This window comes from Acinetobacter sp. LoGeW2-3, from assembly GCF_002688565.1.
In the GTDB taxonomy this organism is placed as follows: Bacteria; Pseudomonadota; Gammaproteobacteria; order Pseudomonadales; family Moraxellaceae; genus Acinetobacter.
The window spans coordinates 1,069,133-1,085,133 of sequence record NZ_CP024011.1; the positions used below are offsets into that span (position 1 = coordinate 1,069,133).

Annotated in this window: 13 protein-coding genes, 2 tRNA genes and 1 rRNA gene; 7 read left to right on the forward strand and 9 right to left on the reverse strand. The window is 42.8% G+C overall.

Annotated elements, in window-relative coordinates:
* Positions 1–333: 333 nt before the first annotated feature.
* The 4 genes from BS636_RS05135 to BS636_RS05150 all read right to left on the reverse strand — a co-directional run bounded on the left by BS636_RS05135 (position 334) and on the right by BS636_RS05150 (position 3,143).
* Positions 334–409, reverse strand: a tRNA-Ala gene (locus BS636_RS05135).
* Positions 410–466: 57 nt separating this feature from the next.
* A tRNA-Ile gene (locus BS636_RS05140) sits at positions 467–543 on the reverse strand.
* Positions 544–604: 61 nt separating this feature from the next.
* Positions 605–2,143, reverse strand: a 16S ribosomal RNA gene (locus BS636_RS05145).
* Positions 2,144–2,570: 427 nt separating this feature from the next.
* On the reverse strand, positions 2,571–3,143 hold the full coding sequence (locus tag BS636_RS05150) for a peptidylprolyl isomerase (protein ID WP_099337817.1): 573 nt from the start codon (positions 3,141–3,143) through the stop codon (positions 2,571–2,573).
* A 104-nt stretch (positions 3,144–3,247) separates the two neighbouring features.
* Between BS636_RS05150 and BS636_RS05155 the strand changes: the two genes are divergently transcribed.
* Positions 3,248–3,919: an acetoacetate decarboxylase family protein gene (locus BS636_RS05155; protein WP_099337818.1), complete on the forward strand. Its 672-nt coding sequence runs from the start codon at positions 3,248–3,250 to the stop codon at positions 3,917–3,919.
* Between the two features lie 67 nt (positions 3,920–3,986).
* Here BS636_RS05155 and BS636_RS05160 read toward each other — a convergent pair whose 3' ends face one another.
* Positions 3,987–5,057, reverse strand: coding sequence for an alpha/beta hydrolase (locus tag BS636_RS05160; protein WP_099337819.1), 1,071 nt, complete (start codon positions 5,055–5,057; stop codon positions 3,987–3,989).
* Positions 5,058–5,264: 207 nt separating this feature from the next.
* On the opposite strand from BS636_RS05160, the gene BS636_RS05165 reads away from it, so the two are divergent.
* The 6 genes from BS636_RS05165 to BS636_RS05190 all read left to right on the forward strand — a co-directional run bounded on the left by BS636_RS05165 (position 5,265) and on the right by BS636_RS05190 (position 11,970).
* Entirely contained in the window at positions 5,265–5,768 is a 504-nt protein-coding gene (locus BS636_RS05165) for a hypothetical protein (RefSeq protein ID WP_099337820.1), read from the forward strand.
* A 1,115-nt stretch (positions 5,769–6,883) separates the two neighbouring features.
* Complete coding sequence (gene grpE / locus BS636_RS05170) at positions 6,884–7,426, forward strand: nucleotide exchange factor GrpE (protein WP_099337821.1); 543 nt, start codon at positions 6,884–6,886, stop codon at positions 7,424–7,426.
* Positions 7,427–7,580: 154 nt separating this feature from the next.
* Positions 7,581–9,521: a molecular chaperone DnaK gene (dnaK, locus tag BS636_RS05175; RefSeq protein WP_099337822.1), complete on the forward strand. Its 1,941-nt coding sequence runs from the start codon at positions 7,581–7,583 to the stop codon at positions 9,519–9,521.
* A 146-nt stretch (positions 9,522–9,667) separates the two neighbouring features.
* Positions 9,668–10,498, forward strand: coding sequence for a class D beta-lactamase OXA-568 (locus tag BS636_RS05180; protein ID WP_099337823.1), 831 nt, complete (start codon positions 9,668–9,670; stop codon positions 10,496–10,498).
* A gap of 75 nt (positions 10,499–10,573) precedes the next feature.
* Positions 10,574–11,488 carry a matrixin family metalloprotease gene (locus BS636_RS05185; RefSeq protein ID WP_099337824.1) on the forward strand — a complete coding sequence of 305 codons (915 nt, stop codon included), beginning with the start codon at positions 10,574–10,576 and terminating at the stop codon, positions 11,486–11,488.
* A gap of 104 nt (positions 11,489–11,592) precedes the next feature.
* Entirely contained in the window at positions 11,593–11,970 is a 378-nt protein-coding gene (locus BS636_RS05190; RefSeq protein ID WP_171265989.1) for a hypothetical protein, read from the forward strand.
* Positions 11,971–12,043: 73 nt separating this feature from the next.
* Here BS636_RS05190 and erpA read toward each other — a convergent pair whose 3' ends face one another.
* The 4 genes from erpA to BS636_RS05210 form a co-directional block, all read right to left on the reverse strand.
* Complete coding sequence (gene erpA, locus BS636_RS05195) at positions 12,044–12,379, reverse strand: iron-sulfur cluster insertion protein ErpA (protein WP_099337826.1); 336 nt, start codon at positions 12,377–12,379, stop codon at positions 12,044–12,046.
* Positions 12,380–12,495: 116 nt separating this feature from the next.
* Complete coding sequence (locus BS636_RS05200) at positions 12,496–13,509, reverse strand: putative solute-binding protein (protein WP_099337827.1); 1,014 nt, start codon at positions 13,507–13,509, stop codon at positions 12,496–12,498.
* Positions 13,510–13,696: 187 nt separating this feature from the next.
* Complete coding sequence (locus tag BS636_RS05205; protein WP_099337828.1) at positions 13,697–14,707, reverse strand: putative solute-binding protein; 1,011 nt, start codon at positions 14,705–14,707, stop codon at positions 13,697–13,699.
* A 254-nt stretch (positions 14,708–14,961) separates the two neighbouring features.
* On the reverse strand, positions 14,962–15,966 hold the full coding sequence (locus BS636_RS05210) for a putative solute-binding protein (RefSeq protein ID WP_099337829.1): 1,005 nt from the start codon (positions 15,964–15,966) through the stop codon (positions 14,962–14,964).
* Positions 15,967–16,001: the final 35 nt, after the last annotated feature.

Genomic DNA, 16,001 nt, shown 5'->3' on the forward strand with positions numbered 1-16,001 from the left:
ATTAGATTCATATACCAAAACGCTTGATTCAGTTTAATCGCTAGTACTCATTTAATCACTTCACAGTTACCTGTGTTGCTTTCAACGAGTATGAACAAATTATTTCAACTCAAATATATTCTGTTAATGATTTAATGCATCCTCGTCGGACTGCATTACTGTGATAAATCACAGAGGTTAATAACAACGAAGCGAATAATACGCCTCTTTATCACTAAGCTCTATAACCTAAGCACTTGATCGCTTATTTCTTAGCTCTTTCCAGTATTGTTTGATTACAGTGTAATCATTCAACCTCATTAATTTAAAAAGCAGTGCTTTTAAATTAATTCGTGGTGGAGACTAGGAGAGTCGAACTCCTGACCTCCTGCGTGCAAAGCAGGCGCTCTACCAACTAAGCTAAGTCCCCAGCTTATCAATAAGTCAATGTACCGTTCCGTTTCTGTATGAATTGCTTCGTCAGTAGTGGTGGGTCTGACAAGACTTGAACTTGTGACCCCACGCTTATCAAGCGTGTGCTCTAACCAACTGAGCTACAGACCCTCAGATACATCGTCATGAAGAACAACTTGTTGTGGATTCTTACCAATCGTCAATCTTTCGTTAAGGAGGTGATCCAGCCGCAGGTTCCCCTACGGCTACCTTGTTACGACTTCACCCCAGTCATCGGCCACACCGTGGTAAGCGTCCTCCTTGCGGTTAGACTACCTACTTCTGGTGCAACAAACTCCCATGGTGTGACGGGCGGTGTGTACAAGGCCCGGGAACGTATTCACCGCGGCATTCTGATCCGCGATTACTAGCGATTCCGACTTCACGCAGTCGAGTTGCAGACTGCGATCCGGACTACGATCGGCTTTTTGAGATTAGCATCTGCTCGCGCAGTAGCAACCCTTTGTACCGACCATTGTAGCACGTGTGTAGCCCTGGCCGTAAGGGCCATGATGACTTGACGTCGTCCCCGCCTTCCTCCAGTTTGTCACTGGCAGTATCCTTAAAGTTCCCGGCATTACCCGCTGGCAAATAAGGAAAAGGGTTGCGCTCGTTGCGGGACTTAACCCAACATCTCACGACACGAGCTGACGACAGCCATGCAGCACCTGTATCTAAGTTCCCGAAGGCACCAATCCATCTCTGGAAAGTTCTTAGTATGTCAAGGCCAGGTAAGGTTCTTCGCGTTGCATCGAATTAAACCACATGCTCCACCGCTTGTGCGGGCCCCCGTCAATTCATTTGAGTTTTAGTCTTGCGACCGTACTCCCCAGGCGGTCTACTTATCGCGTTAGCTGCGCCACTAAAGCCTCAAAGGCCCCAACGGCTAGTAGACATCGTTTACGGCATGGACTACCAGGGTATCTAATCCTGTTTGCTCCCCATGCTTTCGTACCTCAGCGTCAGTATTAGGCCAGATGGCTGCCTTCGCCATCGGTATTCCTCCAGATCTCTACGCATTTCACCGCTACACCTGGAATTCTACCATCCTCTCCCATACTCTAGCTTTCCAGTATCGAATGCAATTCCTAAGTTAAGCTCAGGGATTTCACATCCGACTTAAAAAGCCGCCTACGCACGCTTTACGCCCAGTAAATCCGATTAACGCTCGCACCCTCTGTATTACCGCGGCTGCTGGCACAGAGTTAGCCGGTGCTTATTCTGCGAGTAACGTCCACTTATCCTAGGTATTAACTAGGTAAGCCTCCTCCTCGCTTAAAGTGCTTTACAACCAAAAGGCCTTCTTCACACACGCGGCATGGCTGGATCAGGGTTCCCCCCATTGTCCAATATTCCCCACTGCTGCCTCCCGTAGGAGTCTGGGCCGTGTCTCAGTCCCAGTGTGGCGGATCATCCTCTCAGACCCGCTACAGATCGTCGCCTTGGTAGGCCTTTACCCCACCAACTAGCTAATCCGACTTAGGCTCATCTATTAGCGCAAGGTCCGAAGATCCCCTGCTTTCTCCCGTAGGACGTATGCGGTATTAGCGTTCCTTTCGGAACGTTGTCCCCCACTAATAGGCAGATTCCTAAGCATTACTCACCCGTCCGCCGCTAGAAATCAGTAGCAAGCTACCTATTCCCGCTCGACTTGCATGTGTTAAGCCTGCCGCCAGCGTTCAATCTGAGCCATGATCAAACTCTTCAGTTTAAAATCAGTAGTACCTTTAAAGGGTACCAATCTTGGCTCATCAATTTTCTGACAAATATTTCTCAAATAAACTTCGAGTAATTTCTACCATCAATCAATGAAAATAATTTCGATCGATCAACCAGTAAAAATCCACACAAGTTGTTCTTCATAATCTCTTAATGATCTTTCTAACATCTCGTCAATGCTAGAAGCTGGACTCAAAACACTAGACAACTCAGCGATCCGCTTCGTTCATCACCGTGTATCTCGTCGGTATGGGCTCATTATAGGGCAATTTCTTACACGTGCAAGCTCTTTTAACTGACACAAATCACGAGTGTACTATTTTTATGCACCAATATGAATCATTTTCACCCTATTTCACATATAAATATATGATTATAAAGTAAAAATACTCACAAAATATTTCCGCATCATTTTTTGCTTATTTTTGCGGGCTTGCTGTTTTAATACTCACACTATTAATAACTACGGGTTTCACAGGTACATTTTGATGCATTCCGTAGTTTGCCGTCGGTACACCGGCAATTTTATCGATGACATCCATGCCTTTAGTCACCTTACCAAATACCGCATAACCGGCATTCATAGGAGAACGGTTTAAGAAGTCATTATCGACCAGGTTCACAAAGAACTGGGAACGGGCAGAATCCGGCTGGTTCATACGTGCCATGGCCAAGGTGCCACGCGTATTGGTTAAACCGTTATAGGATTCATTCTTAATGGTCGACTTATTATTTGGCTTTTCCACCATATTCGCGTCAAACCCTCCCCCCTGCACCATGAAGCCTGGAATCACCCGGTGGAAAATGGTGCCTTTATAGAAGTTAGCTTTTACATACTCTTCAAAGTTCTTGGCAGAGATTGGGGCTTTATCGTTATAAAGCTCAATTTCGATATTCCCCATAGAAGTTTTCATTTCGACGACTGAATTGGCAGCCAGTGCTGGTAAAGACAAAGCAGTCAAGGCAATTGCATATAATGGTTTTTTTAACATTTTTTAACTCATCTACTCAGAAGTAATGGTTGAGAATCAAGCTATATTAATCTTTGATACCAATTAATGCATTACCCTACCCGACCAATTACAAGAGAATAAGAATGAACGTGCACCGTTTGCAGGAGAAAAATATTCATCAGTTTCCTCCCTGGCATTTACAGGGAGAAGGTTTTATTTTGAATTATTGGATCACACCACACTTTATTCGTGAATCCCGGAATTTTGGAATTGCACCTTCACCACTCGGTCGTGTTGTACAGGTGATGCTGGTGCGCTATCACCACTCTCCTGTGGGTCCTTATGATGAACTGCTGATTATGGATCACCCTTTAATCAGTCGGCGACGTCTGTCGACCATTCCGAAGATTTATGTTTCTACCCATGAATCTATTGTTCATGGTCAGCATTTATGGGGGATTCCTAAGGAATATGCAGAATTTGACTGGCAGGAACAGGGACAAGAAGTGATTTGCCATATCACGCATCAAGGGCAAAGCATGACTGTTCGCCTAAAGAAATCCAAATCTCCACGTTCTTTCTATTTAAATAGTCATCATCTTCCAACGTCCATGTTAAAGATCCGACAAACCTGGAAATCTTTACACTACCAGTTCAGCCCGCAATTCCGTGGTTATCTTTCTAAACTTGCTCAGGCAGAGTGGCAGGATACGCAATCTATTTTCCCGGATTTTTCCCGCGCCAAATATATACAGAGCTTTTACGTGCCTAAATTTAATCTGATCTTTCCCGAAGCCAAAGTGCATAAAAAGTAGAAAAGGTGTTTCACGTGAAACACCTTTATTTAAATTTCGCTCTATACCTTTATATAGATAGCTACTTTTAACTTTGCTTATCCCAGAACTTGCGGAAGTGTTTACTCATTTCAATGACATGCTTTTTGGCGCGCCTTGAAATTGTGGTCAAATTAATAAAGCCATGCGTCTGATCGGTATAGTCGTGATAATGCACTTTGACTCCATGCTGACGTAGCTTATGTGCATAGATGGTACCTTCATCGTGCAGGACATCATGACCAGCCGTAATCAGATAAGCCGGTGGCAGTTTTTTCAGGTTGCCGTAGGTAGGTGAAATCAGCGGATCATCCAATGCAATTTCATGTCGCTCTGCATAATGATAAGACACCAGTTCGATATCACTGTCGGTGAGGACCAGACCATCTTTATAAGCAAAATAAGAAGGATGACGGCTTTTAAAGTCCATGGCTGGATAAATGAGTAGCTGAGCCTGAGGCACATAAATTTTGTCTGCACTGCGCTGGGCTACCACTGCTGCCAGATTACCACCTGCACTATCCCCTGCGACTGCAATACGTTTCTTCAGAATTCTGAGCTGCTTGCTGTGTTGATGTGCCCAAGCCAAGGCATCCTCACAAACCTGAACCATTTGTGCAGGATGATGTTCCGGCGCCAATGGATAGGCCACACTTAATACCTGTGCATGCGCGTGTTTGGCCAGCAACCGACAATATTCATCATGCGTGTCCAGACTACCAATCAGGAAGCCTCCGCCATGATAGAATATGATCAATGGCAATTTTTTAGCTGGTGCTGGGTGATAGTGACGTGCCTGTACCGTACCACTCTGCAAGAGCAATTGGATATCTTCGACATGGCGAATGGCTGTAGGCTTGGATTTCAGCAACTGTATGCTCTGTTCGAAGAAAATGCGTGACTGCGCGATATCTTCTGTAACTATGCCGGCCTTACCCTGTTTAAGCTGCACGGCCATCAGACATTTTACAAAGGGATCTAATTCAGGATAGTGATAAGGATAATCCAGACTTCTGACAATTCCTTCCTGAGCAATTTTAGGCAATCGGTCCAGCAGACGTGCTGCGACTCCTTGACCTTTGTCCATCATGGCGTGTACTTGCTGCTTAGATATCACCATAGCGTCCTATCCTTATTCGCTTAATTCTTCATATTTTCTACATGATCAGGGTGTATTTTGACCATATTCTTATACAAGTGCCCACATCAACATACAAATTTAGGCAGATCAATAAGCTAATCTAATTTTATCCCCGCTGTCATTGACAATTTAAGCTGACTTATAGGCGTAAATTGTAGGATTGACCTTAACAAGGAGTGCTCACCTATGGCTGGAAAACTGATATTCGTGTCAATTGCGACGAGCTTATTAGCTGTAGGTTGTGTCGCATTTCCTGAAGATGATTATTATGACGGACGTTATAACAATAGAGGTTATGACTATCGTTATGATCGCGACAACCGCTATGACCGTCAACGTTGGGAATATGAGCAACAACGACGTTTACAGCAGGAACGTCGCCGAACCGAACTGGAACGTCAGCGTTTAGAGCAACAGGGTCGCCAGTTGAATGATCAACGCAGAAGACAAATCGAACTAGATCGAAAACGTCAGCAAGAACGTCAGCGTATTGAACAGCAGCGTAAAATTGAACAACAACGTAAAAAAGTCAGCAGTAGTCAAGCGGCCAGAAATCGTGCCGAGGCTGAACGTAAAAAACGCGGACAGCAGGCTGATGCACGTCGACGGGCAGCTGAGCAGCAGCAACGACGCAAAGCTGAACAGAATCGTAATGAACGTAATAAACGCTGGCAGGAATCACGCCGCTAGAATAGTGACGCTGAGCTAGAAAGGAGAAAGCTATTCTAAGTAGAGACTAATCAGAATATATTTCCTTTATAAAAAAAGTCCGATTTCGGGCTTTTTTTAATATCTATATTAATAGAAATAGATTTTAGATGGTTCTTATAGAATAAAACCCCTGAAGTATGTTTCCTCAGGGGTTTTATAGGGTTGTGTTTAAACGAACATCCTCTCGTTTATATGCTTCTCAGCAAACTTTTCAGAACTTCCTGTTCTTGATAAATCAATACTAGGCTGATTTGAGTATCTGACCAAGCCGATATTGGCTTGAATCCTTGTAGGCTTTAACTTACACCGTTTTTATAAGTGATTGATAACAGGAATATGAGAAGAAAATTGCTAAATTTCACGCAAAAAAAAAAGCTTATCTAGAGAGGATAAGCTTGAAAAACACATTTCAAAATAAGAAGAAACTACAGCGATAGAATCTGAAATGAATAATACGAATTTGATCATTTTTTGTGAAATACTTTATTGCTTAGTTATTAATCGCTTTTATGTCTAAAAAACAATCAATATAAAAATTCAGGCAAAAAAATAGCTGAGTCTTGGGGTACTCAGCTATAAAAGGGTAAAATGAATCTGGAACAGCAACCCAGCTCGGCTCTCTCCTTCTGAACCAGGTCACTGTTGATGTAGCTATGATGGCGCTTTTGATTTAATTTTTAAAACAGATAAATATTATTGTTCATATCTAAAAATACGATTCACGAATTTTTATAATTAAAAACATCATTTTATTGAATACTCGTTTTTCTAAAGATTAATTTAAGCGCTTAATCATTCAGCTTTTATTGAGTTATGAATATTAAAACTGCTTAGAAATGCTTAGATTTTCATCTTCAAAACTAAAAAATTATCTGCTTTTTCTTGCTTAAATCAGGCTTGAGATAAAGGAAACACGGACTTTTTCAATAAATCTTAAAATTAATCACTCATTTCGCTTGAATTTTGCAGCCCAGCCCCGACTTCTTTAGGTAATTAAGAACTTCCCTAAACCATGGCAGTTCAGCATTAACGCAGTTAACACTGACGCCGAAGGACTGTGCATGTTTAAGAACCCATTTAAACGGAGTAAATCAATGGCGACTGAGCAAAACGATCAAGCTCAAGAACTTGAGCAAGAGCAAACGGAACAACAAACAGCTCAAGCTGAACCTGAACAAGCTGAAGTTACCGTTGAGTCTTTACAGGAACAAATCGCACAACTTGAAGGCGATTTAAAACTGGAAAAAGCGCGTACTGCAAATGCCGTATATGAAGCACAAAAAAGTGTAGAACGTATTCAGCGTGAATCAGAAAAGCATAAAGATACTGTTCTAGAAAAGTTCTCTAAAGAACTTTTAGATACTGTAGACAACCTGGAGCGTGCAATTGTTGCTGCGGGTGAAGAACAAAGCCCGTTACGTGAAGGTGTAGAACTCACCCTCAAAGGATTACTCACCACCTTAGAGAAATTTGGTGTGGTCGCAGTCGATACTGAAAATGGTTTTAATGCCGAGCTCCATCAGGCAGTGGGTATTGCACCAGATGCCAAAGCCAATGAAATCGGTACGGTCTTGCAAAAAGGCTATGCCCTGAACGGCCGTCTGTTACGTCCTGCAATGGTCATGGTTGGCGCTTAAGCTAAATAAAATCGGGAGTTTGTGAAATTTTTTCTAAAAATTTACTTGAAAAAATTGAACGGCTCTCATATCGGATAACAAGTAAATCCCTTTTAATTTCCCTTTGTTAAAGGGAACAATTTGGGAATAAAAGAATTTTTGAGGAAACATCCAAATGGCTAAAATCATTGGTATTGACTTAGGTACTACAAACTCATGTGTTGCAGTACTTGAAGGCGACAAAGTTAAAGTTATCGAAAACGCTGAAGGCGCACGTACAACTCCATCTATTATTGCGTACAAAGATGGCGAGATCCTTGTTGGTCAATCAGCTAAACGCCAAGCGGTAACCAACCCTAAAAACACATTATTCGCAATCAAGCGTCTGATTGGTCGTCGTTATGAAGACCAAGCAGTACAAAAAGATATCGGTCTTGTACCTTACAAAATCCTAAAAGCTGACAATGGTGATGCTTGGGTTGAAGTAAACGACAAGAAACTTGCTCCACAACAGATCTCTGCAGAAGTTCTGAAAAAAATGAAGAAAACTGCAGAAGACTACCTGGGTGAAACAGTAACTGAAGCAGTTATTACAGTTCCTGCTTACTTCAACGATGCACAACGTCAAGCAACTAAAGATGCAGGTAAAATTGCAGGTTTAGAAGTTAAACGTATCATCAACGAACCAACTGCTGCGGCACTTGCGTTCGGTATGGACAAGAAAGAAGGCGACCGTAAAGTTGCGGTATACGACTTGGGTGGTGGTACTTTCGACGTTTCAATCATTGAAATTGCGGACCTTGATGGCGACCAGCAAATTGAAGTGTTATCTACCAACGGTGATACATTCCTGGGTGGTGAAGACTTCGATAACGCTTTAATCGATTTCTTGGTTGAAGAGTTCAAGAAAGAACAAAATGTTAACTTGAAGAACGATCCACTTGCATTACAACGTCTGAAAGAAGCTGCTGAAAAAGCAAAAATCGAGCTTTCTTCTTCTAACGCAACTGAAATCAACCTTCCATACATCACTGCAGATGCGACTGGTCCTAAACACTTAGTGATCAACGTGACTCGTGCAAAACTTGAAGGTCTGGTTGCTGATCTTGTAGCTCGTACGATTGAACCTTGCCGTATCGCGCTTAAAGATGCTGGTCTTTCGACTTCTGACATCTCTGACGTGATCCTGGTAGGCGGTCAGTCTCGTATGCCAATGGTTCAACAGAAAGTTCAAGAATTCTTCGGTCGTGAGCCACGTAAAGACGTGAACCCTGACGAAGCAGTAGCAATGGGTGCTGCGATTCAAGGTGCAGTATTGTCTGGTGACAAAACTGACGTACTTCTTCTTGACGTAACTCCGTTGACACTTGGTATTGAAACCATGGGCGGCGTGTTGACTCCAATCATCGAGAAAAACACCACAATCCCTGCGAAAAAATCTCAAGTGTTCTCTACAGCTGCTGACAACCAGCCTGCAGTAGACATTTCGGTTTACCAAGGTGAACGTAAAATGGCTCAACAAAACAAATTGTTGGGTAACTTCCAGTTAGGCGACATTCCACCTGCTCCACGTGGTGTGCCACAAATTGAAGTATCGTTCGACATCAACGCGGATGGTATCTTGAAAGTATCTGCGAAAGATAAGAGCACTGGTAAAGAGCAATCTATCCAGATTAAAGCAAACTCAGGTTTGTCTGATGCTGAAATCGAAGCAATGATCAAAGATGCTGAAGCGAATGCTGAAGAAGACCGTAAGTTCGAAGAGCTTGCAAAAGCACGTAACGAAGCAGATGCGCTAGTTTCTTCTGCTCAAAAAGCTGTTAAAGATCTTGGTGAACAAGTGACTGCTGACGAAAAAACTGCAATCGAAACTGCGGTTTCTGAGTTAGAAGCATCAACTAAAGAAAATGATGTTGAAGCAATCAAAGCAAAAACTGAAGCATTGCAAAACATCATTATGCCGATCACCCAACGTGCTTATGAAGCAGCTCAAGGCCAAGGCGGTGCGCAAGGTTTTGATCCAAACGCTTTCCAAGGCGGTGAAGGTCAACAACAAAAAGCGGACGACGGCGTTGTAGATGCTGAGTTCACTGAAGTGAAAGATGACAAAAAATAATTTGTCAGCTTAAGCTTAAAAAAAACCGCGCGAAAGCGCGGTTTTTTTATGGGTTATAGATAATCAAAAAGAAAAATTACTAAAAATGAATAGCAGTTTAAGACCAGGCTGTTTAAGTTAAGCGGAACTCTAAATTCTCATATCTTATGAAAACAATAATGCTTCTGGTGCTGTGCAGCAGCCTTATGCTGATGGCTTGTACCTCACCTACGACATCTTTATCTACACCATCACAGCATGTCCAGACCCAACAGGCACAAGTAATCGCGGAATTATTTAATCAAGCTCAGACTCAAGGGGTTTTAGTCATTCAGCATGGCGCTAAGGTACAAAGCTATGGCAATGACTTAAGCCGTGCAGATACCGAATATGTGCCCGCCTCCACTTTTAAAATGCTGAATGCCTTGATTGGATTACAACATCACAAAGCCAACATAGAGGAAGTGTTTAAATGGGATGGCAAGAAACGTAGCTTTCCGGCCTGGGAAAAGGACATGACCTTGGGCGAAGCTATGCAGGCCTCTGCTGTACCTGTCTATCAGGAGCTGGCACGCCGTATTGGTCTGGAGCTCATGCAACAGGAAGTGCGACGGATCAAATTTGGTAATCAAAAGATTGGGCAACAAGTCGATAACTTCTGGTTAGTGGGCCCCTTAAAAATCACTCCTAAACAGGAGGCCGATTTTGTCGCTCGCCTGGCTCAACAGCAATTGGCTTTTGATCCTCTGGTTCAGCAACAAGTGAAACAGATGTTACTCTTGCAACAAAGACAGGGTTATCGTCTCTATGCCAAATCTGGCTGGGGAATGGATCTTGAACCACAAGTCGGCTGGTTGACAGGCTGGATTGAAACTCCAGACGCTGAAATCGTGGCATTCTCACTGAATATGCAGATGTATAATTCGACGAATCCGGCAATTCGCCTAGAAATTTTACAACAGGCGCTGGCTGAATTAGGGCTTTATCCAAAAGCATAGGAATGAGACAGATAAAAATGGGAAAAGCCTTAAAAGTAAGCTATATTTTTTGAAAATAAATATTTAAACAAGAATATGCGTCTTCTTTATCTGCTCATGGCTATGGTATTACTGATTGCAGCTTTTCTGCATCTACAGACCCAGTCTCATCCGCAGCTAAAATTCAACTCGCTGTATGACCGTCTCAGCCACCCTTTTGATACGCGCTTACGCTTTAAGGTGGATCAGGTCGATCCAGGTTTTGGTCTAACCCGTGAAGAAGTGATTCAACTGGCACAGGAAGCGGTTGAGATCTGGCACCATGGCACTGGCCGTAATGACCTGATGGTCTATGATGAAAATGCACAACTGAGTATCAAGCTGATTTATGATCACCGTCAGCAGGAGTACGATGCTCTAAAGAAAACCACGCAGAAACTGCTTAGCGATGAAGCTCAATATCAACGTCAGGCAGAAAACCTGACCGCTTCCCGAGACAGTCTGGATCAGCAACAGCGTCAGTTGCTAGAGCAGCGCAATTTACTGCAAATCCAGTTCCAGCAACTTGTGCAACGGCGTAATCAGCCGGGACTCTCAGCCTATCAACATGAGCAGCTGCAACAGGAATTTAACAAGCTGCAACTCAAGTCAGAACGTTTCCAGCGTGAAGCGGAATATCTGCAGCAACAGCAACTATCTTTCAATAGCCAAGTTTCTGCTTATCAAAGCAGTGTGCAATCTCACCAGAATAATATCACTCAGGCACAGCAACGCTTTCCACCACGTCAGTTCCATAAAGGGATTTTTAAAGGTGACGAAATTCATGTCTATCAGTTTGATGCCCAAGATGACCTGCGCCTGACTCTGGCACATGAACTGGGCCATGCCTTGGGATTATTGCATCATGGTGATCCTGAAGCACTGATGTATCCGGTACTGGGTGAGCAGAAACTGGAGAATTTTGAATTGCGTACGGCAGACAAGACTTTGCTGTATACGCGCAAATCTTAAGCAATTTAATTCCCTATTTATTTTACGTCTTTATTATCTGTTTGAACGTCCATATCCGGTAATTTCATGTTATTGTGAGGGGATATCATTCACCTAAGCCCTCTGTGGAGATCGGCATGAGTTATTACCATATCCTGATTGAAGCCAATGATCATATCAGCACAATTGATGAAACTCGTGATATCGAAATCTTTGATATTGTAGAACTTCAGCCTTATTTGCATTCTATCCTGCTGCCTTATTTTAATGAGCAGCTGATTGAACTTGAGGATGAAAATATTGCCTTTAAGGACATTCTGCATTTACAAGTGAAGCAGACGCTATTGCCGATCAATGACCTGATTGAAGAAGAACAAAAGCTGTTACCGAGTGATACCGATATCACCATTACTGCGCATGAGATTTTTAATAATCGTGAGCTGAGTCAGGATGTGACGACTGTAATTTTTGATCTACTGGAAGCAGTAAAACTCGAAGCTTAAATATAAAAAACGAAGCACAAAAAAGTCCTCATTTGAGGACTTTTTTTTCTATGGTCTAAATCTCAAATCATTGTTAGATCGAGAAGGATGAACCACAGCCACAAGTAGTTGTAGCATTTGGGTTTTGTACCACAAAGCGTGAACCTTCCAGACCTTCTACATAATCCACTACTGAACCGACTAGATATTGATAACTCAGTGAATCGACCAGCATTTTTACGTCGCCATTGATGAATTCTGCATCATCTTCATTTTGGCTTTCGGCAAAGTTAAAGCCATAAGAAAAACCTGAACAGCCGCCACCAGTCACATAGACACGCAGCATAAGATCTTGGTTACCTTCACTGTCACGCAATTGGCGTACTTTATTGGCAGCATTGTCAGTCAGCACAAGTGCTTGAGCATTCATGATGGATTCCTCTGTTCGGTTCGGGCATCTTTAAAAAGAAAAGACCATATTTCAAGTATAGCATACTCAATATATGGTCAGTCTTTGTAAATTAAAGCTTAATCAGAGTAAATTTATCAGGATTGTTTATAATTTTCATCCTGCAGTGCGCACTCAAAGTTTTTCGGGTCCTGCTTACAGCGGAACTGCCATAACAGCTTCATCATCCGCTTGTCATAAATGCCGCGCTTGGTCAGGTCGATCCGTGCTTCACGCATCATTTTTTGATAGCCTGGCTTGTCTACAGCTGGAATATCCATCCAGTATTTCTTTGGAATGTCAGCTTTCATTTTACCCAAGATTCCAAAAGCACGTGGTAATTCTCCTTTCACCCATTCACGTGATTTTTGTCCAAAACCAGCCGGGAACTTATCCGGACGAATAATAATATTACCCGTCACCTGTAAAATTGGATAATTCACAATCGCGCCTTTCGTGCCCAGACCTTTATGTAGCTCTAGCGGTTTAAATACGGCTGCTGGTGCACCAATAATATCCACCTGACCATTGTTAAACTTAGCACCGAAGTTAGTGACATCGGCACTCACCGCCTGTGCGCCCACCTGCTGCACCATGATTTTTTGCGCTTCATCATAATCCAGTACGGCAATTTTTTTTCCTGCTGCCTTGGCCACGGTGTTAATACTACGGTCATTAACCAATAAGAAAGCGTCGCCAACAGGAATCACTCCGACGACCTCATATTTACCTTGCACCATATTTTTAGCAAATGTTGGACTGGCTAGACCCTGCATCACCTTAACTGCCAGATTCAGATCCGGAATCGCCCCAATGGCATCCAGTGAACCAGTGAAATTATTGAACTGGCGACCGCGCATCCCGGTGACGCTAATACCATCACATTTTCCGGCTTTAAAGTCTTCGGCAACCACAGCCTCATTGGTATTGACACGCAGCTCAATATCCGCGCCCCAGTTTTTTGCAGCCAGCTGATAATCTTTCATTACAGCGTAGACATCGCCGCTTTTACCGACCAGATCAAATACACAGACCACTTGCTTTGCCTGTGCTGCACCGGAAGCTGCGACCATTCCTGTGCCGAGTGCGAGCGCCTTCAACCAAGTTTTCATATTTTATTCCTTAAAAAATTGTTTTTGTTTTCTCTGGGCTGCTGCATATCATTGTTTTTATGAGAAAGATTACAGCATGACTGATATTCATTCTAATCATTTTTAAGTTGCAGGCAATGGCAAAGTTGCCTGCTACAACATAAAGAAAGCCCGGAATTTTCCAGGCTTTTTTTCGTTTAAAATCAGCTTATTCACCCGGTAGTGAGCATTCGAAGTTTGCCTTATCGACAGAACAGCGGGCACGTTTCAGTACACTCATCATCGAAGCATCATAGATTCCCTGCTTGGTCATATCCATACGGCCATCGCGAAGCATTTTTTGATACTTGGTTTTATCTTCTGCACTTAGGTTCATTTTATATTTGGCTGGAATGCCTGCTTCCAGACGGTTAATCATCGCAATACTCTTCGGCAAGTGTTTGATAAACCAGTCACGTGACTTCTGGCCGAAACCTGCCGGGAAGCTGTCAGGGCGGATTACGAAGTCTGAAGTGACATGCAGCACCGGGAAGTTGAACATCGCGCCACTATTGCCCAAACCTTTATAGATCTCTAACGGTTTATAGGCATAAGCTGGTGCACCCACCATATCCACCTGACCGTTATTAAACTTGGCCACAAAGTTGGATACATCAGATACCACTGCCTGTGCACCTACACGCTGCACCATGATTTTTTGCGCATCGTCATAGCCCAGTACGGCAAACTTTTTACCAGCCGCTTTTTCAATCGAGTTGATGTTTTTGTCACGCACAAAGATAAATGCAGAACCTAGTGGCGCGATACCAGCGATTTCATATTTTTTGCCGCCTAAATTACTGACCATCTTGGCAGCATTACGTTTATCCAAAGCAAAAGTAATCGCACGTTGTGCAATGGCATTACTTGGCGCGCCGCCCAGCGCATCAATAGATCCGGCAAATTTATTATATTGACGTGCACGCATCGCCGTCATAAATACGCCGTCACATTTACCTGCTTTAAAGTCATTGTCTGCAACTGCTTCATCCTGACGGGCAATCAGATTGATCTCTGCTCCCCAGGATTTTGCTGCCAGTGCCCATTCCTGAGCCATCTGGAAAGACTCACCCGATTTACCGAGTAAGTCGAACACACAAATATCGACTTTTTGTGCTTGTGCTGTACCAGCGAAACCAAAGGCAGAAAATGCGGCTAAGGTCAGAAGTGTTTTTTTCATTGTAATAATCCCTGCAAAATCTTGTTATTCGATGGGGTTTCCATACTTGTGACAAATATTAGCAAGTTTCTTTAAAAAGAATAGAGTATTTACTCCATTATTATCAGGCAGTTTGTCCCCTATTATCAAAATGTGTCCTCTATTCACATTCTTAGTTTAAGAAAATGTATAGATATCAATTTTTTAGCTATTTATCTGGAAGCTAAAAGATTTACATTTTTTTAATCCAATTTACAAACAAACACATAGGTGGACTATTCTCCACCTAATGAGCATTCAAAGTTGGTTCGTTCTACGGTACAGCGTGCGCGTTTCAATACCCGCATCATATTCGGGTCATAAATTCCCTGGCTGGTTAGATGGATGCGGCCATCTCGGAGAATTTTCTGGTAACTTGTATAATCTTCACGGCTTAAATTATGCATATATTTGCCAGGAATCTCCGCTTCCATACGTTTGACCGTAGCAATAGTTTTGGGCAACTGTTTGATAAACCAGCTACGGGATTGTTCTGCAAATTTGTCCGAAAATTTATTAGGACGGATAATTAAATCTGCCGTGACATTGACCACAGGAAACTTGATCATCGCGCCTTTGCTACCGAGGCCCTTATATATTTCCAGAGGTTTAAAGGCATAGGCGGGTGAAGCCACAATATCGACTTCACCCTGATTAAAACGACGAATAAAATTAGAAATTTCCGACATCACAGGTACAGCTTCAATCCGGTCCACCATAATTTTTTGGGCATAGTCATAATGCAAGACGGCGAATTTCTTATCTTTGACATGTTCAATCTTGTTCACGCCACGATCGCGTACAAAAATATACGCCGTACCAATTTGCACGATACCAGCCACTTCAAACTTGTCTTTACCTATGGTGGACACTAAACGTTTAGCATTGCGTTGATCCAGCACATAGCTAATGGCTTTCATAGCAATATCATTGCTGGGAACACCGCCAATCGCATCAATCGAACCAGCAAATTTATTATAGGCACGAGCACGCATAGAGGTCATAAACAAGCCATCACATTTGCCGGCTTTAAAGTCCTGATCAACCTTGGCTTCATCCTGATAAGCAATCAACTGGACATCAGTGCCCCACTGCTTGCTGGCCAACTGCCATTCTTCTAATAGCTTATAAGACTCTCCAGACTTTCCCAACAAGTCAAAGACACAGATATCTACTTTGGCAAAACTCATATTTGAGGCAAGTGCAGTCAAGGCAGCTAAAATTAAAGATCCTTTTTTCATTTTGCTTCACTCTTTTTATTCTTGGTCATTTTTTA

Bases quoted from the DNA above. Each gene is read 5' to 3' on its own strand.
- grpE (WP_099337821.1), top strand. From the start codon at position 6,884: ATGGCGACTGAGCAAAACGATCAAGCTCAAGAACTTGAGCAAGAGCAA.
- BS636_RS05210 (WP_099337829.1), bottom strand. From the start codon at position 15,966: ATGAAAAAAGGATCTTTAATTTTAGCTGCCTTGACTGCACTTGCCTCA.
- erpA (WP_099337826.1), bottom strand. From the start codon at position 12,379: ATGAATGCTCAAGCACTTGTGCTGACTGACAATGCTGCCAATAAAGTA.
- BS636_RS05205 (WP_099337828.1), bottom strand. From the start codon at position 14,707: ATGAAAAAAACACTTCTGACCTTAGCCGCATTTTCTGCCTTTGGTTTC.
- BS636_RS05180 (WP_099337823.1), top strand. From the start codon at position 9,668: ATGAAAACAATAATGCTTCTGGTGCTGTGCAGCAGCCTTATGCTGATG.
- BS636_RS05160 (WP_099337819.1), bottom strand. From the start codon at position 5,057: ATGGTGATATCTAAGCAGCAAGTACACGCCATGATGGACAAAGGTCAA.
- BS636_RS05155 (WP_099337818.1), top strand. From the start codon at position 3,248: ATGAACGTGCACCGTTTGCAGGAGAAAAATATTCATCAGTTTCCTCCC.
- BS636_RS05165 (WP_099337820.1), top strand. From the start codon at position 5,265: ATGGCTGGAAAACTGATATTCGTGTCAATTGCGACGAGCTTATTAGCT.
- BS636_RS05150 (WP_099337817.1), bottom strand. From the start codon at position 3,143: ATGTTAAAAAAACCATTATATGCAATTGCCTTGACTGCTTTGTCTTTA.
- dnaK (WP_099337822.1), top strand. From the start codon at position 7,581: ATGGCTAAAATCATTGGTATTGACTTAGGTACTACAAACTCATGTGTT.
- BS636_RS05185 (WP_099337824.1), top strand. From the start codon at position 10,574: ATGCGTCTTCTTTATCTGCTCATGGCTATGGTATTACTGATTGCAGCT.
- BS636_RS05200 (WP_099337827.1), bottom strand. From the start codon at position 13,509: ATGAAAACTTGGTTGAAGGCGCTCGCACTCGGCACAGGAATGGTCGCA.